At 58.3% G+C, this 18,513-nt stretch carries 18 protein-coding genes; 9 read left to right on the forward strand and 9 right to left on the reverse strand.

What is annotated here, in order from left to right:
- The first annotated feature begins 242 nt into the window (after positions 1 to 242).
- Genes JNB91_RS07255 through JNB91_RS07265 form a run of 3 tightly spaced genes read left to right on the forward strand, consistent with a single transcriptional unit; the run spans position 243 to position 4,800 of the window.
- The gene (locus JNB91_RS07255; protein ID WP_220324845.1) at positions 243 to 2,756 is read left to right on the forward strand and encodes an ATP-dependent helicase; all 2,514 of its coding nucleotides are present in this window, start codon (positions 243 to 245) and stop codon (positions 2,754 to 2,756) included.
- A 23-nt stretch (positions 2,757 to 2,779) separates the two neighbouring features.
- Positions 2,780 to 3,640 (forward strand): HEPN domain-containing protein, encoded by an 861-nt coding sequence (locus JNB91_RS07260; RefSeq protein WP_220324846.1) that lies wholly within the window; start codon positions 2,780 to 2,782, stop codon positions 3,638 to 3,640.
- 14 nt (positions 3,641 to 3,654) lie between these two features.
- Positions 3,655 to 4,800 carry an amidohydrolase gene (locus tag JNB91_RS07265; RefSeq protein ID WP_220324919.1) on the forward strand — a complete coding sequence of 382 codons (1,146 nt, stop codon included), beginning with the start codon at positions 3,655 to 3,657 and terminating at the stop codon, positions 4,798 to 4,800.
- 33 nt (positions 4,801 to 4,833) lie between these two features.
- Here JNB91_RS07265 and JNB91_RS07270 read toward each other — a convergent pair whose 3' ends face one another.
- The 4 genes from JNB91_RS07270 to JNB91_RS07285 form a co-directional block, all read right to left on the reverse strand.
- A complete protein-coding gene (locus JNB91_RS07270; protein ID WP_223218083.1) occupies positions 4,834 to 6,156 on the reverse strand; it encodes a DUF2778 domain-containing protein in 1,323 nt (440 codons plus the stop codon).
- An 83-nt stretch (positions 6,157 to 6,239) separates the two neighbouring features.
- The gene (locus JNB91_RS07275; protein ID WP_220324847.1) at positions 6,240 to 6,425 is read right to left on the reverse strand and encodes a hypothetical protein; all 186 of its coding nucleotides are present in this window, start codon (positions 6,423 to 6,425) and stop codon (positions 6,240 to 6,242) included.
- Between the two features lie 238 nt (positions 6,426 to 6,663).
- Positions 6,664 to 7,887, reverse strand: a complete 1,224-nt coding sequence (locus tag JNB91_RS07280) for a YeeE/YedE family protein (protein ID WP_220324848.1) — start codon at positions 7,885 to 7,887, stop codon at positions 6,664 to 6,666.
- 224 nt (positions 7,888 to 8,111) lie between these two features.
- Positions 8,112 to 9,596, reverse strand: coding sequence for a hypothetical protein (locus JNB91_RS07285; protein ID WP_220324849.1), 1,485 nt, complete (start codon positions 9,594 to 9,596; stop codon positions 8,112 to 8,114).
- Positions 9,597 to 9,766: 170 nt separating this feature from the next.
- Here JNB91_RS07285 and pncA point away from each other — a divergent pair, with 170 nt between their 5' ends.
- The 3 genes from pncA (at position 9,767) to JNB91_RS07300 (ending at position 11,661) form a co-directional block, all read left to right on the forward strand.
- Positions 9,767 to 10,393 (forward strand): bifunctional nicotinamidase/pyrazinamidase, encoded by a 627-nt coding sequence (pncA, locus tag JNB91_RS07290; protein WP_220324850.1) that lies wholly within the window; start codon positions 9,767 to 9,769, stop codon positions 10,391 to 10,393.
- A 202-nt stretch (positions 10,394 to 10,595) separates the two neighbouring features.
- Positions 10,596 to 11,324: an AzlC family ABC transporter permease gene (locus JNB91_RS07295; RefSeq protein WP_220324851.1), complete on the forward strand. Its 729-nt coding sequence runs from the start codon at positions 10,596 to 10,598 to the stop codon at positions 11,322 to 11,324.
- A 1-nt stretch (position 11,325) separates the two neighbouring features.
- Positions 11,326 to 11,661, forward strand: a complete 336-nt coding sequence (locus tag JNB91_RS07300; RefSeq protein WP_220324852.1) for an AzlD family protein — start codon at positions 11,326 to 11,328, stop codon at positions 11,659 to 11,661.
- A 3-nt stretch (positions 11,662 to 11,664) separates the two neighbouring features.
- Here the strand turns inward: JNB91_RS07300 and JNB91_RS07305 are convergent, their stop codons facing one another.
- Positions 11,665 to 13,497, reverse strand: coding sequence for an aminopeptidase P family protein (locus JNB91_RS07305; RefSeq protein ID WP_220324921.1), 1,833 nt, complete (start codon positions 13,495 to 13,497; stop codon positions 11,665 to 11,667).
- A gap of 303 nt (positions 13,498 to 13,800) precedes the next feature.
- Here JNB91_RS07305 and JNB91_RS07310 point away from each other — a divergent pair, with 303 nt between their 5' ends.
- Positions 13,801 to 13,974: a hypothetical protein gene (locus JNB91_RS07310; RefSeq protein WP_220324853.1), complete on the forward strand. Its 174-nt coding sequence runs from the start codon at positions 13,801 to 13,803 to the stop codon at positions 13,972 to 13,974.
- 187 nt (positions 13,975 to 14,161) lie between these two features.
- Here JNB91_RS07310 and JNB91_RS07315 read toward each other — a convergent pair whose 3' ends face one another.
- Together JNB91_RS07315 and JNB91_RS07320 are read right to left on the reverse strand one after the other, a co-directional pair.
- Positions 14,162 to 15,040: a 50S ribosomal protein L11 methyltransferase gene (locus JNB91_RS07315; protein WP_220324854.1), complete on the reverse strand. Its 879-nt coding sequence runs from the start codon at positions 15,038 to 15,040 to the stop codon at positions 14,162 to 14,164.
- Between the two features lie 87 nt (positions 15,041 to 15,127).
- Positions 15,128 to 15,727: an SCO family protein gene (locus JNB91_RS07320; protein ID WP_220324855.1), complete on the reverse strand. Its 600-nt coding sequence runs from the start codon at positions 15,725 to 15,727 to the stop codon at positions 15,128 to 15,130.
- Between the two features lie 445 nt (positions 15,728 to 16,172).
- Between JNB91_RS07320 and JNB91_RS07325 the strand changes: the two genes are divergently transcribed.
- Positions 16,173 to 16,640, forward strand: a complete 468-nt coding sequence (locus JNB91_RS07325; protein ID WP_112457808.1) for a chemotaxis protein CheW — start codon at positions 16,173 to 16,175, stop codon at positions 16,638 to 16,640.
- A gap of 263 nt (positions 16,641 to 16,903) precedes the next feature.
- A complete protein-coding gene (locus JNB91_RS07330; RefSeq protein WP_220324856.1) occupies positions 16,904 to 17,233 on the forward strand; it encodes a hypothetical protein in 330 nt (109 codons plus the stop codon).
- A gap of 76 nt (positions 17,234 to 17,309) precedes the next feature.
- On the opposite strand, the gene JNB91_RS07335 is transcribed toward JNB91_RS07330, so the two are convergent.
- Both JNB91_RS07335 and JNB91_RS07340 read right to left on the reverse strand, forming a co-directional pair.
- Positions 17,310 to 17,819, reverse strand: coding sequence for a CreA family protein (locus JNB91_RS07335; protein WP_220324857.1), 510 nt, complete (start codon positions 17,817 to 17,819; stop codon positions 17,310 to 17,312).
- A gap of 75 nt (positions 17,820 to 17,894) precedes the next feature.
- Positions 17,895 to 18,506, reverse strand: coding sequence for a 3'-5' exonuclease (locus JNB91_RS07340; RefSeq protein ID WP_220324858.1), 612 nt, complete (start codon positions 18,504 to 18,506; stop codon positions 17,895 to 17,897).
- Positions 18,507 to 18,513 lie beyond the last annotated feature (7 nt).

An 18,513-nucleotide genomic window follows, 5' to 3' on the forward strand; every position in this document is an offset into this window, starting at 1 on the left:
AACAAGCAATGGTCGTGCCACTGCCTTACCGATTTGTAACATCACGGGATTTCACGCTTATGTCAGAATGAAATCGCGCCGCCCGTTGCAAAACGAAAATCATCCGTTCCTGTCGTCAACCTGAATGAATTCCGCGTGTTATCCGTTACGTTGCGGAATGGCAGACCTCTTTCCTCCGCAAACATGGGAATGAAAAGAGAACATCGACTGGCCTTTCCGCCTCGAATCACTACATTGGCCGCATGAGTAACAGTTTCGACGATATTCCGTTCTTTGACGAAGAACCGGAAGCAGCGCCGCGCAAGCCGCAAGTCCCATCCGATCGCCAGCCGCCCCAGCAGAGCGGGACGTCAGGTGGTTCGGGCATTGCGGCACGCGCCCTTGCCGCGCGGGGTGGCGCAAGACAAGCCGCCGAATATCTTTCGGGCCTCAATCAGGAACAGCGCGAAGCCGTAGAAACGGTAGACGGCCCGGTTCTGGTGCTGGCAGGGGCAGGAACGGGCAAGACCCGCGTCCTCACCACCCGTATTGCCCATATCCTGGAAACCGGCCGCGCCTGGCCGAGCCAGATTCTTGCGGTTACCTTCACCAACAAGGCCGCGCGAGAGATGAAGGAACGTATCGGCGTCCTCGTCGGCGGCGCCGTCGAAGGCATGCCCTGGCTCGGCACCTTCCATTCGATCGGCGTAAAGATCCTTCGACGCCACGCGGAACTGGTGGGCCTGCGCTCGGACTTCACGATTCTCGATACCGATGATGTCGTGCGCCTTATCAAGCAGCTGATCCAGGCAGAAGGTCTGGACGACAAGCGCTGGCCTGCAAAACAGTTTGCCGGCATGATCGACGGCTGGAAGAACAAGGGATTACTGCCGCACGACATTCCGGAAGGTGATGCGCGCGCATTTGCCAACGGCAAGGGCCGCGAACTCTACGCCGCCTATCAGGCGCGTCTGAGAACACTCAATGCCTGCGATTTCGGCGATCTCCTACTGCATCCGATCGCGATCTTCCGCAAGACGCCGGACCTTCTCAAGGAATATCACGAGAAATTCCGCTACATTCTCGTCGATGAGTATCAGGACACCAACACGGCTCAATATATGTGGCTGCGACTGCTCGCCCAGCGCCCGCGGGGCGTGCCGCAGAATGTCTGCTGCGTCGGCGACGACGACCAGTCGATCTATGGCTGGCGCGGTGCGGAAGTGGATAACATCCTGCGTTTCGAAAAGGATTTTCTAGGCGCCAAGGTCATCAAGCTGGAACGCAACTATCGCTCCACTGAACACATTTTGGGCGCAGCAGGCCATCTGATCGCTCATAACGAAGGCAGGCTCGGCAAGACGCTGTTCACCGATCGCGTCGATCCGGACGATGAAAAGGTCATCGTTCACGCCGCCTGGGATAGCGAAGAGGAAGCCCGCGCCGTCGGCGAAGAGATCGAGCGGCTGCAGCGTGGCGATGGGGACGGCAAGCGACACGCCTTGAACGACATGGCAATCCTCGTGCGCGCGTCTTTCCAGATGCGCGAGTTCGAAGATCGCTTCGTCACGCTCGGCCTCAATTACCGCGTCATCGGTGGCCCTCGCTTTTACGAACGGCTCGAAATTCGCGACGCCATGGCCTATTTCCGCCTCGTCTGCCAGCCGGCGGACGATCTCGCCTTCGAGCGCATCATCAACACGCCGAAGCGCGGGCTTGGCGACACGACCGTGCGCTACCTGCACGATTCCGCACGCGCCCGCGACATTCCGATGCTGCAGGCCGCAGCCGAGATGGTCGAAACGGACGAGTTGAAGCCCAAGGCCCGCAAGGCGCTGTTCGATGTCGTGCAGAACTTCAGGAACTGGCAGGAGCGGCTTGAAAAGACGGAACATACCGAACTCGCCGAACAGATCCTCGAAGAGTCGGGCTATACCGACATGTGGAAGAACGACAAGTCGGCGGAAGCACCTGGCCGTCTCGACAACCTGAAGGAACTCATCCGCTCGATGGAAGCCTTCGAGAGCATGCGCGGCTTCCTTGAGCATGTTTCTCTTGTCATGGATGCCGAGCAGAACGAGAACCTCGACGCGGTCTCGATCATGACGCTGCATTCCGCCAAGGGCCTGGAATTCGACACCGTCTTCCTGCCCGGCTGGGAAGAAGGCCTGTTCCCGCATCAGCGCGCGCTCGACGAAGGTGGCCGCTCGGGCCTCGAGGAAGAACGTCGCCTCGCCTATGTCGGCATCACCCGCGCCAAGCGACGCTGCCATATCTGGTTCGTTTCCAACCGCCGCATTCACGGCCTCTGGCAATCAACCATGCCGTCGCGTTTCCTTGAAGAATTGCCGCAGAACCATGTCGATGTCGCCGCATCCGATTCGTCGAACTACGGCGGTTATGGCGGGCGCGGTGGTTACGGCCAGTCGCGCTTCGACAAGGCGGATCCCTTCGCCAACAACTATTCTACACCGGGTTGGAAACGCGCGCAGGCCAACAAGACCGACGCCACCCGCGACAACTGGGGCAACCGCTCCGGCCACGCGGTGGAACGCATCGGTTACGGCGAAAGCGGCCCGCGCGGACGCACGATCGACGGCGAGCTCGTGGCCAAATCCGTGGCCGACACGCCATCGAAATTCACGGTCGGAGACCGCGTTTTTCACATCAAGTTCGGCAACGGCAATGTCTCTGCAATCGAAGGCAACAAGCTGACGATCGAGTTTGATAGAGCTGGGCAAAAGCGTGTGCTGGACGGGTTTGTGGAGAAGGCGTGAGATGGCGCACAACGGAGAGATAAATGCGCTCAAACAGCTTGAATCATTTCAAGAGCATTTTCGCCTTCAACTTCTTTGTCAAACCGGCGGACAATAACTACTACTTAGCGCGGTGGACCAGAATTAATGGGCTTAGCGAGGATTTTTTCTGGCAGTGCCAACAAGCCTTGGAGAAATATCTAAAGGCATCGCTGATCGTAAATGACGTGCCGGCAAAGAAACAAAAGCATGATCTATCATTGTTATATGAGACACACGTCGATACCTTTGGTAGCCTCGCTCTAGAAAATTTTGAAAAACCTGATCGATTGCCGATTGAGCGTTGGAGAAAAGAAAGCGTCCCGGCCTTTATAAGACGAATAAATTCGTGTGGCGCACCCGATAGTCGATATGGACTTGTTTCTTGGTACTGCTTTTCGGATGACCTATTCAAGCTAGATCAACTGGTCTTCTCTCTGCGGCGTTTATCCATTGGGCTCGACTGGATCGTTGGCGACGACTGGGTCGCACCCGAGCGTCTTTTGCCGTGGAAAGGACAATCATTTCGGGCTGCGTTAGAGCAGGAAGCAAACATCCAAATACGTAGTGCTATTGAAGTGCCCGAAACTCCGTCAAACGTAGCTGGAGAGAGGGTATCAGATGCCCTTTATTCTTGGAATTTCGCATGGGCGAGATCTGATCGCGATTTAGAACGTCTTGCACCGATTTCTTTGTCGGCGCCCTTCGGACCGATGCGAAACTCTTATCTCTATCTTCTTTGGGAGTATCTCCAGAGCCCATCTTCGTGGGATGATCCATACGTCTCAGATGGGGTTGAGTGGTTGATCAAAAATGTCTCCGTTGGAAAAGACACTGCCAACGCTTTGGAAAGCTGTTTAAAATGACGATTATTAGTCCCATGTCCCTCACCAATCACGACATCGTTGAAACCACCGCCTGGCGCCGCCGTCTTCACACCATGCCGGAAGTCTCCGGCGAGGAGATGGAAACGGCGAAGGAAGTCGTCCGCTTCATGCGGGAGACCGGGCCGGATGCGATCATTGAGGGACTTGGCGGCACCGGCGTGGCGGTGATCTATGATAGCGGCACTCCCGGCAAGACGGTGATGATCCGCGCCGAACTCGACGCTCTGCCGATCGAGGAACTGGGTGATCCGGAATACAAGTCGCAAATCCCCGGCAAGAGCCACATGTGCGGTCACGACGGCCATATGGCGACGCTGGCTGCCATCGGCCGTGTCCTTGGCCGCGATCGGCCGAAAAGCGGCCGCGCCATCCTTCTGTTCCAACCGGCGGAAGAAAATGGCGCAGGTGCCGCCGCGGTCATAGCCGACGGGAAATTCGATGCGCTGACCCCGGATTTCAGCCTGTCGCAACACAACATGCCGGGCGTTCCTTTCGGTCATGTCTGGCTGAAGGACGGCCCGGCAAACTGCGCCTCGCGCGGCATGAAAATCACCCTGACGGGCAAGACGGCACATGCAGCCTATCCCGAAACAGGCACATCGCCTGTCACCGCTGTCGCAACCCTGATGCCGGCGTTGAACGCCCTGTCGGTTGGCACGGTCGCAGAGGGCAATCTCGTGCGCGCCACCGTCACCCACGCGGCGATAGGCGAACCAACCGTCGGCGTCGCGCCCGGCCATGGAGAGATCTGGGTGACGCTGCGCACATCCACAGACGATCAGATGGCGGCACTCGTCGACAGGGCCGAAACGATGGCCCGTGAAGCTTCAAATGCGAGCGGACTGGAGCTTCAGATCGAATATCAAGAAGTCTTCGGCCATTGCGTCAACGACGCCGACGCGGCCGATATCCTGCGCGCTGCAATGGATGCCGAAGGTGTCACTCACGAACCCGGCGAAGGGTTTCGCGCCTCGGAGGATTTCGGTCGTTTCGGCGCGGTTTCAAAATCCGCCATGCTGTTTCTCGGTGCCGGCGAAAACCACCCTGCCCCGCATAACCCGAACTATGATTTTCCCGATGATCTGATCCCGATCGGCGCGAAAATCTTCCTCCGCGCCATCCGCAATACACTTGGTTAAATGCGAAAACGGAGCCCTGAGGCTCCGTTTTTCTTATGCGTCGTTGTTGTTGAACAGCTTGGCGAGGAAGCCGCCGCCTGAACCCGAGCCGGGGCGCTTGCCGTCCCACTTGTTGACGATGACCATATGGGTGATCTCGCCACGCTGGAATGCCTTGAGGAATTGAGGGTAGTCGGCAAAGGCCACACAGCCATGGGAATCCCCGCGAACCCGCAGAAGATAGCTATGCGCAAGCAGGCCGGTGCGGCCCTGCGGCGGCTTGCCATCAGTCGGCGTCAGGCGGATGGCAGCAACGCCGTGGAAGAGGGACTCACGCATCGACAGTTTGTAGGTGCCCGGAGGTGTCGGACCGCGCATTTTCACATGCGTGAATTTCGGGTTGTCACGCATGCTGCCGATGCCCGAATGCGCTTCGAGCTTGGTGCCGTTCGGCATATGAACGACGCCATTGGTGATGTCGTAGATCGCAACCTTCGTCCCGATACCCGGCCACTTGGGCGCAGGCGAAGACGGCCTTGCAGGTTCTTCGCGCATCGGGTTATCGGGCTTGGCGAAAGCGAGCACGGTCGGCTTGTCATCCGCATTCGGCTTGCCCGGCTTCTGCGGCGCGACCGATGCGATTGCAGCAAGAGCATTCCCGCGACCGGCTGGCTTGGCATCGTCACCACGCATCCCAGCGGCAGGACGGATGACAGGAACCGGTCCGGCCGTCGGAAGTGCATAAGTGTCGGCGGCAGGAGGAACAGCAAGCGCAACCACGTCCTGCGTGATCTCGACAGACGGCTGGTTGGCGGAGACGTCATTGCCGTCCGGCGTTTCCAGCGAAGCCATCTCGACGGGCTTCATGTCCTTGAGCGCCGCGACATTGGTGACGTTTTCCGCATCCTGGATCAGGTCGGGCATAGCACCTTCGCCTCGCGGCGCGACCAGAACAGTCCCTTCCAGCGCCTGGCCGAGCGCGGAGCGTATTGCGGCACTGCCGGGACGCTTGGTGGTCAGAGCGGCGAATTGCTGCTCGGTCTCAACCTTGCGTGCGGCCTTTGCCATGGCATGGTGAATCGCCTGACGAACCGTCGAATTTTCGGGACGCAGTGCAGCCAGAGCGGCCGTATCGGCACCCGCAAGACGCGCGCCCTTCGGTTCAGCGGCCGCCCTACCCGGCAGTCGGGAGAATTTCGAAACGTCGAGAGTTCGCTCGCTGCGATCACGGGTGAAATGTTCGCCCGCGACAGCCGGAGAAAGAAGCGCCGTCTGGAAACGCAGATCCTTCGTGGGCTTCACGGCTGTTGCAACGGTAATCGCAGAAGCGCCGATGAGCGCCGAAGCGGTCAATCCGATGCCGATCGCGATATTCATGAAAATCGATCGACCGTGCTTGCGCTTTGCCGATCGCTTCGAGACCTGTTTCCGCTTTGTGGAGGCTTCGACCCTACGCACCATCACTCGTTACCCGAACCGTTACTCATCACCGCAAAGGTCGCAAAAAGCGCCTCGCCTACCAGACTAGAGTTGATTTCAGAAGCGGACTCACTCCGCACAAAACCACCCTGCGAATGGGTGAGAGAATGAACGATTATGGTAACCAATGTCTTTACGCCGCCCCGATCAGTTTCGATGGCGCTCATAAAAGCGCATGCCGCCGGAAGTTTAACCGAAATGCGGCGAGGCTGTGTTTCTGGCCTCGTCAATTAAGGCAGGTCAAGCTGGCGACTGTTGCTGTTTAGCGACAAAAGCCCGGTTATACAAGGCAGCGGGAATAATTCGCAGGGGATGCGACGCTAAGCGGCAGATGAAGAAAAAACGCCAATGATGAAAAACGGCCACGCAAAGCGTGGCCGTCTGATATCGAGTCTGGCGATAATTTCAGCCGTCGATCCGGCGGATCGCACGACCTTCACTAAAGAACCACGGCCTGAATTTCACGCCGACAACATTACCGGCGAAAGCTGCGACGGCCCAGAGATAGCCATGCAGGCTTCCCGAAGCGATCCCCGAGAAATAAGCGCCGATATTGCAGCCATAGGCAATTCGCGCACCGTAACCCAACAGCAGGCCACCAACGACTGCCGCAAGCACGGAGCGCAGGGGAATATCGAGGTTCGGGGCAAACTTTCCGGCAAGTGCGGCAGCCAGCATGGCCCCTGCGATGATACCGAAATCCATGACCGAGGTCACATCGGCAAACACGCTGGACGCCAGCGCCTTGGCATTGCCCGGCTGCTGCCAATAGGGCCAGGAAGCCGGATCGATGCCGATCAACGGCGCACCCTTGGCGCCCCAAAGCGCGAAGGCGGAGGTGACACCCCAAGGGCGGCCGGCGATGGCAAGCGTCGCGAAATTCAGGATAACCAGCGCAATCGCACCGAAAACCAGCGGCCACGGTCCACGCAGATAGCGCGCAAAGCCCTGACGCGGCGACGGTGGAGTCTGTTCCAGCGCACCGTTGCGCTTTTTCTCGACAAACACGGTGATGGCTGCAATGGCGCCGAAAATGACCAGCGACACAGCAATACCACCGGCAGCACCGAACGTCTGGAACAGCGCAGTCGGCGGCAAGGACGGCAGCGCTGCCCACCAGGCGGTATGCAGAGTGGCGATCAACGACCCGACGATGAAGAAGAACAGCGTGACCAGCATGCGGGCATTGCCGCCACCGGCGGTAAACAGCGTGCCGGAAGCACATCCGCCGCCGAGCTGCATGCCGACGCCGAACATGAAGGCTCCGGCAATGACACCGATCCCGGCCGGCGAAATATTGCCGCGAACTTCATTGCCGAACAGCGTACCGCTCGCAAGAAACGGGAAGAACAGGATGACGGCTAGCGCAAGCAGGATCATCTGCACACGTAGACCCCGTCCCCTGCCCTCAGCGATAAAGACCCGCCAGGCGGAGGTGAAACCGAAGGCTGCGTGATAAAGCGAGATGCCCAGCGCGCCACCAATGAGAAACAGAGCCCCCTGCGCAGGTCCATAAACCGCGCCGAGCGCGAGCGTGCCTGCGACAAGAACGATAAGGGAAACAAGACCGGGCGCTCCGAGCGATGGCGCTACTGGCGATCCGGAACCGAGGGAAGACGAAATCGTCATGGAATGAAGCTCCTAAATTTGCGCCTTAGGTAGCGGTATCGCCAAAGTATGACGAGGTAGGTGTTTTTACCACAGCAACGAACGGGAGAATGATTTTCTCCGGATTTGCGAAATGGAGGCAAAAACGACACCAAAAACATTCCACCCCGCGAGGGGGATCGCGGGGTGGAACGAGCCGAATGGCGGGGGGAGTACCAGTTCGGCAGGGGATCTCGGCGCTCTAGCTAGAATTCGCCGGAAAGACCGACGCGAACGCCGGGTGTTCCACCGGGCGAATAACCAACCGAGGCATCGAAGACGACGGGGTAGTTGCTGTCGAACATGTGGGCGACAGCAAAGCTCGTCGCCACTTCGCCGTGATATCCGGCAACATTGGTCGACCAGGATGTCTTGCCCGGCGCCGAAGGTTTTGGCGCGGCCGTCATCGACATTGCCGCGGCAATGCCCTTGCGTGTCTCCCTGCGCAGGCTGGAAACATCGCCGCGTAGATTGGAGATGTCTGAACTGATCCGGTTGACGTCAAGATTGGCCGTCGCGATATTGCCCGCCGCATCGGTCGTCAGAACCTGTGTCGGCCCGCTTTGCGCCGCCCGGCTAGCAGCCGATGTCACGCCCGGCATCGTATAGGTATTCGTCGAGGTGCCGATCATCACCTGCCCTGCACGGGTGGTGGTCGCCCCGCGGCCGATCGCCGTGCTGTTGGCGTGAGCAGCGCTTGAGCCGTAACCGACAGCGGTTGCGTCCGCGCCGGTCGCGACCGCATTCGGCAGGCCGCTGGTATTGTTTGCCGCCAAGGCTCCGTTTGTCCCGGCGCCACCGATGAAGGAATTGATCGCCTGAAGCGCCGTGTTGACATCGGTATAGGTATTGCCACGCAGCGTATAGCTTGGCCCGGTAAAGACATTGGTGCTGCTGTTATAGGTTGCCCCGCCGCCAAGAGCGATAGCCACATCCCCCAGCCCGGTGGTGACCGCATTGTTGACCGCACGCAGCTGGCGAACATTGACGGCATCCGTATCGGCCGTACCGCCTGCAACATTGGTGATCTGGCGCTCGCTACCCGCAGTGCCGATCGAAACGGCCCCGGCGGTGGAAGAGACCGCCGTTCCAGAGAAGAGTTCGGTCGCGCCGTTCATACCGCCACGCGACGCCACCGAGCCGGAGCCGAGTGCGACACCGCCGGCAGCGCTTACATTCGTATCAGCGCCGAGTGCCACACCGTTTGCGGCGGTCACGGTGCCACGCAAACCGAGTGCAATCGCATTCGTGGCAGTGGCACTTGTCGTCGCTCCGTTACCGATGGCAACCGAATTCACCTCCCCCGCAACGGACGCCGCATTCCCCGCCCCGCCAAGCCCGCTAAGGCTGCCGCCACCCATTGAGATACCGCGCGCATCGTCAATATCCACCGAGTCGGCAACCAGACCACAATCCGCACTATTCACCGCCTGGCCATTCGTATCGAGCACGTTGAGGCCGATATTCTTGCCGCTGAGGGCATCGGTAAGGTTGAGATTGATGAGAGACGCCAAAGGGCTGAGCAACGGATCCAGTATGCCTGAGGTAACAGGCTGCAGAACAGGCAGATCGACACTCAGGCCCGAGCAGACATTCACCAGCGGCGCTGACTGCGCATGGGCGGTGGTACTGTAAAAGCCGGAGGCAAGTGTGACGGGCAAGGCGATTGCGGGAAGAATAAGGCGCTTCATGGTGACCCCTCCAATTCGGATAACCAATCATTTCGCAACATACTTAATAAGCTATTTCTAATTTAGATATCGAAACATTACCATTGTAATGACCATGAATTTCTTGAATAATTTTCTTGATCGCCGAGTGCGGGCTTGGCATTCTGCCGGCACAAACGCGGGAGAGCGTCATGAAAGCACTGCTGCTGGTCGACCTGCAGAACGGTTTCTGCCCTGGCGGAAACCTTGCAGTACCGGACGGAGATTCGGTTATCGCCGTCGCCAACCGACTGATCAGCGACGGCGGTTATGACGTCATCGTCGCTTCTCAGGATTGGCACCCCGCCAACCACGGCAGTTTTGCCTCGCAACATCCCGGCAAGAAGCCTTTCGATCTGGGCGAGCTTTCCGGCCAGCCGCAGGTCATGTGGCCGGATCATTGCGTGCAAGGCACCACCGACGCAGAATTTCACCCAGACCTCGATGTAAGCGAGATCGACTATATTCAGCAGAAGGGCGAGAACCCTGCGGTCGATAGCTATTCCGCCTTTCGCGACAATGATCGTGCCGCACTGACCGGCCTCGCCGGCTACCTGAAAGCCCAATTGATAACCGAACTCGACATTTGCGGGCTGGCGACAGACTATTGCGTCAAGTTTTCGGCAATCGACGCACGCGAAATGTTGCCTGGGGTCAATGTCCGCTTCATATCCGATGCAAGCCGCGGCATCGATCCGCAAGGCGTCAAGAATGCGATTTCGGAAATGCACGAGCGCGGCATCGATATTGTCACCAGCGACGCCATTCTTGCAGATTGACGGATAAACCGTCCTGCTCCCGAGGCTGGTAACGTTGCTCAAGCTCGACATCGATCAGCAAAATCGATGGATTGAATAAACGCAATTCGATTGCCAGTCGATGCGACTGCTTCTACACGCACAACCTACAGAAAAAGACGCGGTCAATGCGGAAACCTGCTCGATCAGGCCCGCCTGGAACCGCCATCCCCGGGAACATCGCATGAGTAGACACGAACAGCTGACCAATGGCCTGAAAAAGGGCGCCGTCGTCGCCATTTCTTCGGCCCCGTTCGGCATTCTTTTCGGCGCCATCGCTGTCGATAACGGTTTCAGCATCGCCGAAGCCGCATTGATGAGCGGGCTCGTTTACGGCGGCGCCAGCCAGCTGGTCGGCATCGAACTGTTCGGCCACCATGTTGCTGCATGGATTATCGTGCTCTCCATTCTCGCGGTAAACTTTCGCCATGTGCTTTATTCGGCGGCGCTCGCGGGTGTCATCGGACGTTTCCCCCATGCCGAGCGCTGGCTCTCCTTCTTTCTGCTGGTCGACCCGCAGTTTGCCGAGACCGTGAAACGGGAAGAGACCGGAAAGCCAGTCACTTTCCGCTGGTATTTCGCCATGGGAGCGGTTGTCTGGGTATCCTGGGTCATGACAACCATGATCGGCGCCTATTTCGGTCGCATGATCGGCGATCCGAAAGCCTATGGCATCGACGTATTGATGCCCGTCTATTTTCTCGGCCTGACCATGGGGTTCAGGAGCCGCCACAACTTCTTTCCCGTGATGCTGGCAGGCGGCGTCAGTTCCGTCATCGCCTTCCATTTCATCGGCTCTCCCTGGCACATCAGTGTCGGCGCTGTTCTCGGCATTCTCGTCGCGGTCATCCTGCCGCCGCCCAAGGCGCATGTCGAACCGGAAGTGTCGGAGATGGAAAAGGAGGCGATGTAATATGGAAAACCAGGTAACAGCCTTCTCCATCGATCCGAATACGGCGCTGCTGATCCTCATTGCAGGGATCGCAACCTATTTCACCCGTATCGGCGGTTATGTGCTGATGAGCAGCATGAAGCGCATTCCGCCAAGGCTGGAATCGGCGCTTAACGCCGTACCGGCTGCAGTTCTGACCACGCTCGTAGCTCAGCCCTTCGTGTACGGCGGATGGGATATCAAGATCGCAATGGCGGTGGCGCTCGTCGTGGGCCTGCGCTTTCCGGGCCTCACGCTTCTCGCTGTAGGCTGGGCGGCCGTAATGGCCGCCCGTTATGGCCTGGGTTTCGGAGTCTGATTTTCAGACGATCGGCGCAGTTGCCGTTTCCAGCCATGCCTTGATGTCGGCATGGTTGAGAAGCGGCAGCAGTTTTTCACGTACCGTGGCGTGATAGGCGTTCAACCAATCCAGCTCGTCGGCGGTCAGCAAGGACGCAACGACAAGACGACGATCAATCGGGCACCAGGTCAGCGTTTCGAAAGAACGCATGGGCATGTCACCGCCGACAACCTCCTCGGCTTCGCGAACGAAGATCAGGTTCTCGATGCGGATGCCGTAATGACCGGGGCGATAATAGCCCGGTTCGTTGGACAGGATCATGCCGGGCAACAATTCCTGCGTGGCAAGCCGCGAAATGCGCTGCGGCCCCTCGTGCACGGAGAGATAGGAACCGACGCCGTGCCCGGTGCCGTGAGCAAAATCACCTCCGGCCTTCCACAAAGCGATACGCGCCAGAGGATCGAGGTCGCAGCCGCGCGTGCCCTTGGGAAAACGCGCCGTGCTGATCGCGATCATTCCCTTCAGCACCAGCGTGAAGAAACGCTTGCGATCGTTCGGCACCTCACCGATCGCCACGGTACGGGTAATGTCTGTCGTGCCGTTGATGTACTGCGCGCCTGAATCGATCAGGAACAGCTCACCTGCCTCTATTTTGCGGTCGCTCTGGCGGGTGACGCGATAATGCATGATGGCTGCATGCTCGCCCGCACCGGCAATGCTGTCGAACGAAACATCGCGCAGCGGGTTCTGCAGGTTCTGCCCGACGCGTGCGCGTGCGGCCTCGAGCGCCTCGACGGCCTGGATTTCGGTGAGCGATCCCGGCTTGGCCTGATCGAGCCAATAGAGGAACTCCACCATCGCAGCGCCATCCTGAACATGCGCGTCCGCCGAACCTTTCAGCTCCACCGCATTCTTGATGGCACGCGGCAGACGCGCCGGATCGGTTCCCTCGACCACCACGCCGCCTGCCGTCTCGATGGCGGCGATCAACGCAAGCGCCGTCAATTCCGGATCGACGAGAATACGGCCGCCATCGGCAGCGTAAGCGCTGATCCGCTCGATCAGAGACGAAGGCGTCTTTGTGGCCGCGAGCGGCTGCAGATGAGCGCGGGCTTCATCGCCGAGCTTGCGTTCGTCGATGAACAATTCCGCCTTGCCATCTGCGCTGATCAGCGCGCGCGAAAGCGGATGCGGTGTATGGGCAACATCCGCGCCACGAATATTGAATATCCAGGCGACTGAAGACGGATCTGCGATCAGGGCTGCAGCAATATTCTTCGCCTTCAGGCCCTCTGCGATCTCGGCGATCTTCTCAGCGGCAGATTTTCCGGCATGCATTTCCTGCTGAACGGCAACGGCACCGAGCGGCTCGGCCGGACGATCGGCCCAGGCCGTGTCCAGCGGATTTTCGGACAGGAGTACCAGCGATCCGCCAATCTCCTCCAAAGCCTTCTCAAGTCTTTTCACCTCAAGCCCACCATGCAGCCACGGGTCGATACCCAGGCGAAAACCGTGCTGAACATGCGATCGAAGCCACAGATGCGGCGGCTCATTGACGAGATCCCCGGGCGTAAACACGCTGCCATCGATCTGCTCCGCAACCTGTGTCACATATCGGCCATCGACAAAGACGATGGCCTCCTTCTGGGTGACGAGTGCGATCCCCGCAGAGCCGGTAAACCCAGTGAGCCACGACAATCTTTCTGCGGAGATCGGAACATATTCGCCCTGATATTCATCGGCGCGCGGCACAAGAAAGCCGTCGATCCCGAGCTCGGCAAACCGTGCGCGAAGCGCCGCGACACGTTCACGGCCAAATTGGGGAGAGGATTTATTGTCGAAAGACTGAAACATGGCTGCCATTCCGCTGATGTGATTCCGCTGGTCGCCGATGTTAAAGCATGCCGCGCAAAAAGTGAGCAGTGCTTTTGCGCCAAGGGCATGCGGCAAACAAGAAGTCAGGCTGCGGGCAGAACTCGGCTAGCAGCACGGAACAAGTGATCTGGTTCGAGGCCATGTGCCGATTATCTGAGCACACCTCACACAGTCATGCACCAAACGCATATCACCGTTGATTGAAGCCTACTCACTATGCAGCAAGATCACGCTTATATCTCAGCCATACCGAGTGACACAGTGAAACAGAGGACAAGTTCCATGGCCAAGTCGTTTTTCCGTAATGCAATGAACCGCGTTGTTGAAGCCCGCGAAAAGCAGGTTTCCCGTTACGTCAACGGCGCTCTCATGAGCCTCGACGACACCACCCTGAAGAACCTCGGCACCAGCCGCGAAGAGCTTCGTCGCAAGGGCGCAACGACCTACATCTTCTGATCTGCGGATCATCTGGAGCTCACCGGCTCCGAAGTTAATACCGTCCGCTTGAGCAGCAGTTCCTCCCATGTGCTCGCGGACATTCAGGCGAAAAGCCTGCAAAGGCGACGCGAAAGCGTCGCCTTTTTTAGTGCCTTGGACATCAGTCATTGCTGCTATGCGCCTGGCGCAAGCCAATCGCGCGACGTCACCGATTGGTGAAATGCATCGTCACCCAGCCATTTCTCCAGATCGTGGAGAGATGCCGCATGCCGGCACCGTTATAGGCTGCAATAACTTTCCAGCGTTGTGCAGCCAGAATCCCTGATAGGATGACCGATCCGCCGGGCGCCAGATGATGGCCGAGTTCAGGTGCCATCTTCATCAGCGGACGGGCGAGAATATTGGCAATGATGAGATCGAACGGTCCATCTTCACGGAAGGCCGGAGAGTGAAATCCCGATGCCGTTTCCACCCTTATCCCGTTGGCAATACCATTACGCCGAACGTTTTCTCGCGCCACGCCGACAGCGACGGGGTCGATATCGGTTGCAAGAACCGGGATTTTTCTGACCTTGCGCACGGCAATCGCCAAAACGCCGCTACCGGTGCCGAGATCAAGCGCATTTCTGACCGTTCTGGCGCGCAGCACTTTGTCGATCACCTCCAGGCAACCGGCCGTCGTGCCATGATGACCGGTACCGAATGCCTGCCCCGCGTCGATCTCGATCGCCACATCGTTCTCGCGAACCTTGTCGCGATCATGCGAGCCGTGCACGATGAACCGACCGGCGCGAACCGGCTTCAGCCCCTCAAGCGATTTCGCGATCCAGTCGACATCGGGAATGATCTCGCGAGAGATCGTCAGATCCGGAAATGGCTCCGCCAAAGCGGCTGCCACCCGCTCGCGGACCATCTCCTCGTCGTCAGCCATCATGTAGACGGAAGCTTCCCATATATCGCGTTTTTCATCGACCTCTGTGGTGGCGATCGCAAAGTCTTCCTCGCCGAACACATCCGACAGGAGGTCGAGCACTTCGCCCGCCTTTACTTCATTGACTGTCACGTAAAGGCGGATCTCGCTCACGGTCTTCTCTCTCAGCTGATTGTTGCGCAGACCATTGCCACAGAAGCCGTGCACCGTTCAACCGGGAACGCACTCAAACACCGCCAATCAGCCCTTGATCAGGTTGGCGAGCTTCTTCTCGGCTGTTTCCGCATTTTCCCCGTAAGCGATCGTGCCGGCAAATCGGCCATTCTGATCCAGCAGGAAAACGGACGCCGTATGATCCATGGTGTAATCACCGTTGGGATCAGCCTCATCCACCGGCACCTTCTTGGCATAGACCTTGTAGCCCTTGATCATCGCAAGAACGTCAGCCGGCGGTCCCGAAATGCCCTTGATGCGATCGGTAACGTTGGAGATGTAAAGGCCCAGCAGTTCCGGCGTGTCACGCTCAGGATCAACGCTGACGAGATAGCCGTTCAATTTCGTCCCATCCGGATCGACCTTCTGCATCCAGGCGTTCAGCTCAAACAAGGTTGTCGGGCACACTTCCGGGCAATGGGTGAAGCCAAAGAACAAGGCAGTCGGCTTTTCCCGGAAAGCCTGTTCCGTAATCGGCTGGCCATCCTGAGCAACGAGGCGGAACGGCACACCGAACGGCCCCTCGGCCAGATCCTGCTTTTGCCGGGTGACCTCCAGCGTCAGCCATACGAGAACGCCCGCAAGAGCAAAGACTGCAATCCAGAGGGCGATCCGAAGGCTTTTCATTGGTCAGTCTCTTATTCAGGAAAAGAATGTCACAGGGATAAACGCAACCGCTCAGTGGCGCAATTCAACATGCCGTAGCCGAACAGCCATGTTCCGCGGTCAAAAGCACCAGGACAAGGCCGTCTCTCCCGCAGCCAGCAAGATGGAAGAGCCGTATTTGATCCACCCCAGAAAGCCCGCCAGCGACAAGCCAAGGATGGCGAGCCCCAAAACGAGCGTCGCAGGTAGGAAGAACGGGTGGTTGGAGCTCGCTTGCATGCTGCTGTTCTATACGAATTGATCTGAGCTGAACAGATTTACCTGCTGCCGTATGTCGCAGACCGAAACGGTCAGACATTGTTCAGGGATTCACCGGTTTTTCACTTATGCACGGCAAAGATCATCTCAACCTGATTCCTGAAGCCCCGCCTGTCCGGGCCTCTCAGCCAAATGGAAGAGTTCTGACATGAGCAATGCGATAAAGCAGTCCGGCGCCTATCTCGAGATCGTCTCCTTTCATCTCGGAGATCAGGAGTTCTGCATCGACATCATGGCGATCCGCGAAATTCGCGGCTGGGCACCGGTCACGCCGATGCCGCACACCCCGCCTTACGTCCTCGGCCTCATCAACCTGCGCGGCGCCGTCATCCCGGTCATAGACATGGCTTGCCGCCTTGGCATGAAGATGACGGAACCGTCCGAGCGTTCGGCCATCATCGTCACCGACATTCGCGGCAAGCTGGTAGGCCTTCTGGTCGAGCAGGTTTCCGACATGATGACGATCAAGAGCGAAGACCTGCAGCCGGCACCGGAAATCATTCCCGAAGCACAGCGCGACTTCTGCCGCGGTATCGTGGCTCTGGAAAAGACGATGGTCTGCTTCCTCAATCTCGACACCGTCATCGCCGACGAACTTTCGCGCGAAGCAGCTTAAGCTCCTTAAACGGTCTGCAATTTCCAAAACGCCCGGCGTGACATCACGCCGGGCGTTTTCGTTTATCTTGCATAACTTCACCAATACGTGTCGCACGCACATGTGATGGAACAACAAGCCATTGCAAAATAAAGATTTTTTTATGAAACCTTCCGGAGAGTCCTGCGGTTTAGTGGATGTCAACTCAGACACGAGGCAACGAACAAACGCTCCCGATAACGTTTTTCGTCGCGTGAAAGAAAACGACAACAAGGAGATTTTCCATGAACAAGGCCATTGCACTCGCCGCCCTCATTTCCGCCTCCGCATTTGCAGCCGGCGCATCCGCCCAGACGATGGATAGCCAATTTCCCGCCACATCGACCGCCGGTGTGACTGTGGTCAACGTGACCAATGACCCGAGTTCGGGCAATGGCAGCCGTCTGCCGCAGTCCGTCAGCAATCCGAGCCCTGACGTAATCCAGGATGCTCAGGCCGAGCTTCAGTCTGATCCGGGCCTTGCTGACGCGTTGGCTATGCAGAATGTCGAACTGGCCAATGTGATCGCGATCCAGACCGCCGCGAATGGCGGCAAGGTTGTCTATATCCGCTAAAGGCGGTGTGAGACGAATGGGAAAGCCGGGCACGCATCGCGCCCGGCTTTTTTCATGATCGTCGAGTAAAATTACCTCAGGGCGCCGGCTTCCCTTTTGTCCAGGTCACCTGCTGACCGTAAAGCGGTACGGTGGAAATGGCCATCTTGGCGGAACCTTCCACAACCTGACGGGAATGGGCGAGATAAATCAGCGTGTCATTGGTCTTGTCATAGATACGCTTGACCAAAAGATCCTTCCAGATGAGCGACCGCCCCTGGCGAAAGACTTCTTCACCGCCCTTGCCAAGTTCAATGTCGCCGATTTCCACCGGCCCCGTTTGTCGGCAGGCGATCGAGCTGTTGGACGGATCCTCGAACCAGTTACCATTCCGCAGACGGTCGATCACGCTGCGATCGAAATAGGTGACATGGCAGGTGACGCCCTTGACCTGCGGATCAGGCACAGCCTCGACAATGATGTCATTGCCGATCCAGTCGACGCCGACCTTGCCGACGACCTCGGCAATAGCCGGAGCGGCCGCAATACCGGTCAGAACGACGGCAGCGGAAACGAACGATAGAGTTCGACGGTTCAGACGGGGCATGGGCAAATCTCCGATCAACAATTCGGGATCAGAGATAAGGTGCGGCCCGCCGCTTGCAAGACATGACGACGGCGGTCACCTGCCAAGAGCCGCCGCTGGCTGCTTGCGCAGCGTGCAGGCCTCGTAGCCGCTGGAGAACAGGCGACCGGCCTTCATTCCGATAGCAGCAGGCACATCCCTGATCTCAGACACGTTCAATTCGGCCGCAATCGCGATCGAGGCTTCGGCGCAGATGGCCGCGTCCTCGGCGGCATTGTGATGAAGAAAGCTCAGGCCAAGATGTTGCGCGAGGATATTGAGCTTGTGCGAAATCAGATGCGGCCAAACCTTCTGGGCCATCTTGACGCTGCACAGATAGGATAATTCCGGATAGCACTGACGGTACTGATCGAGACAGGCACGCCAGACGCTGAAATCGAAAGCCGCGTTGTGTGCGATCATCGTAGCGCCGGCGAAATCATCGGCAAATTCGTCCATCACCTCGGGAAACTCGCCTGCATCCTCCACCTGTTCGGGCCGGATTCCGTGTATTGCAATGTTGAACGATGAAAACCGCATGTCCTTCGGGCGGATCAGCCGTTCTTCAACGCGAATGACTTTGCCATTCTCGATCCAGGCAAGCCCGACCGAACAGGCGCTCCCGCGCTGCTCGTTGGCGGTTTCAAAATCGATTGCGATCGTCTTCAAGGTGAAA

This window comes from Aliirhizobium wenxiniae, assembly GCF_019511445.1.
Classification (GTDB): domain Bacteria; phylum Pseudomonadota; class Alphaproteobacteria; order Rhizobiales; family Rhizobiaceae; genus Neorhizobium; species Neorhizobium wenxiniae_A.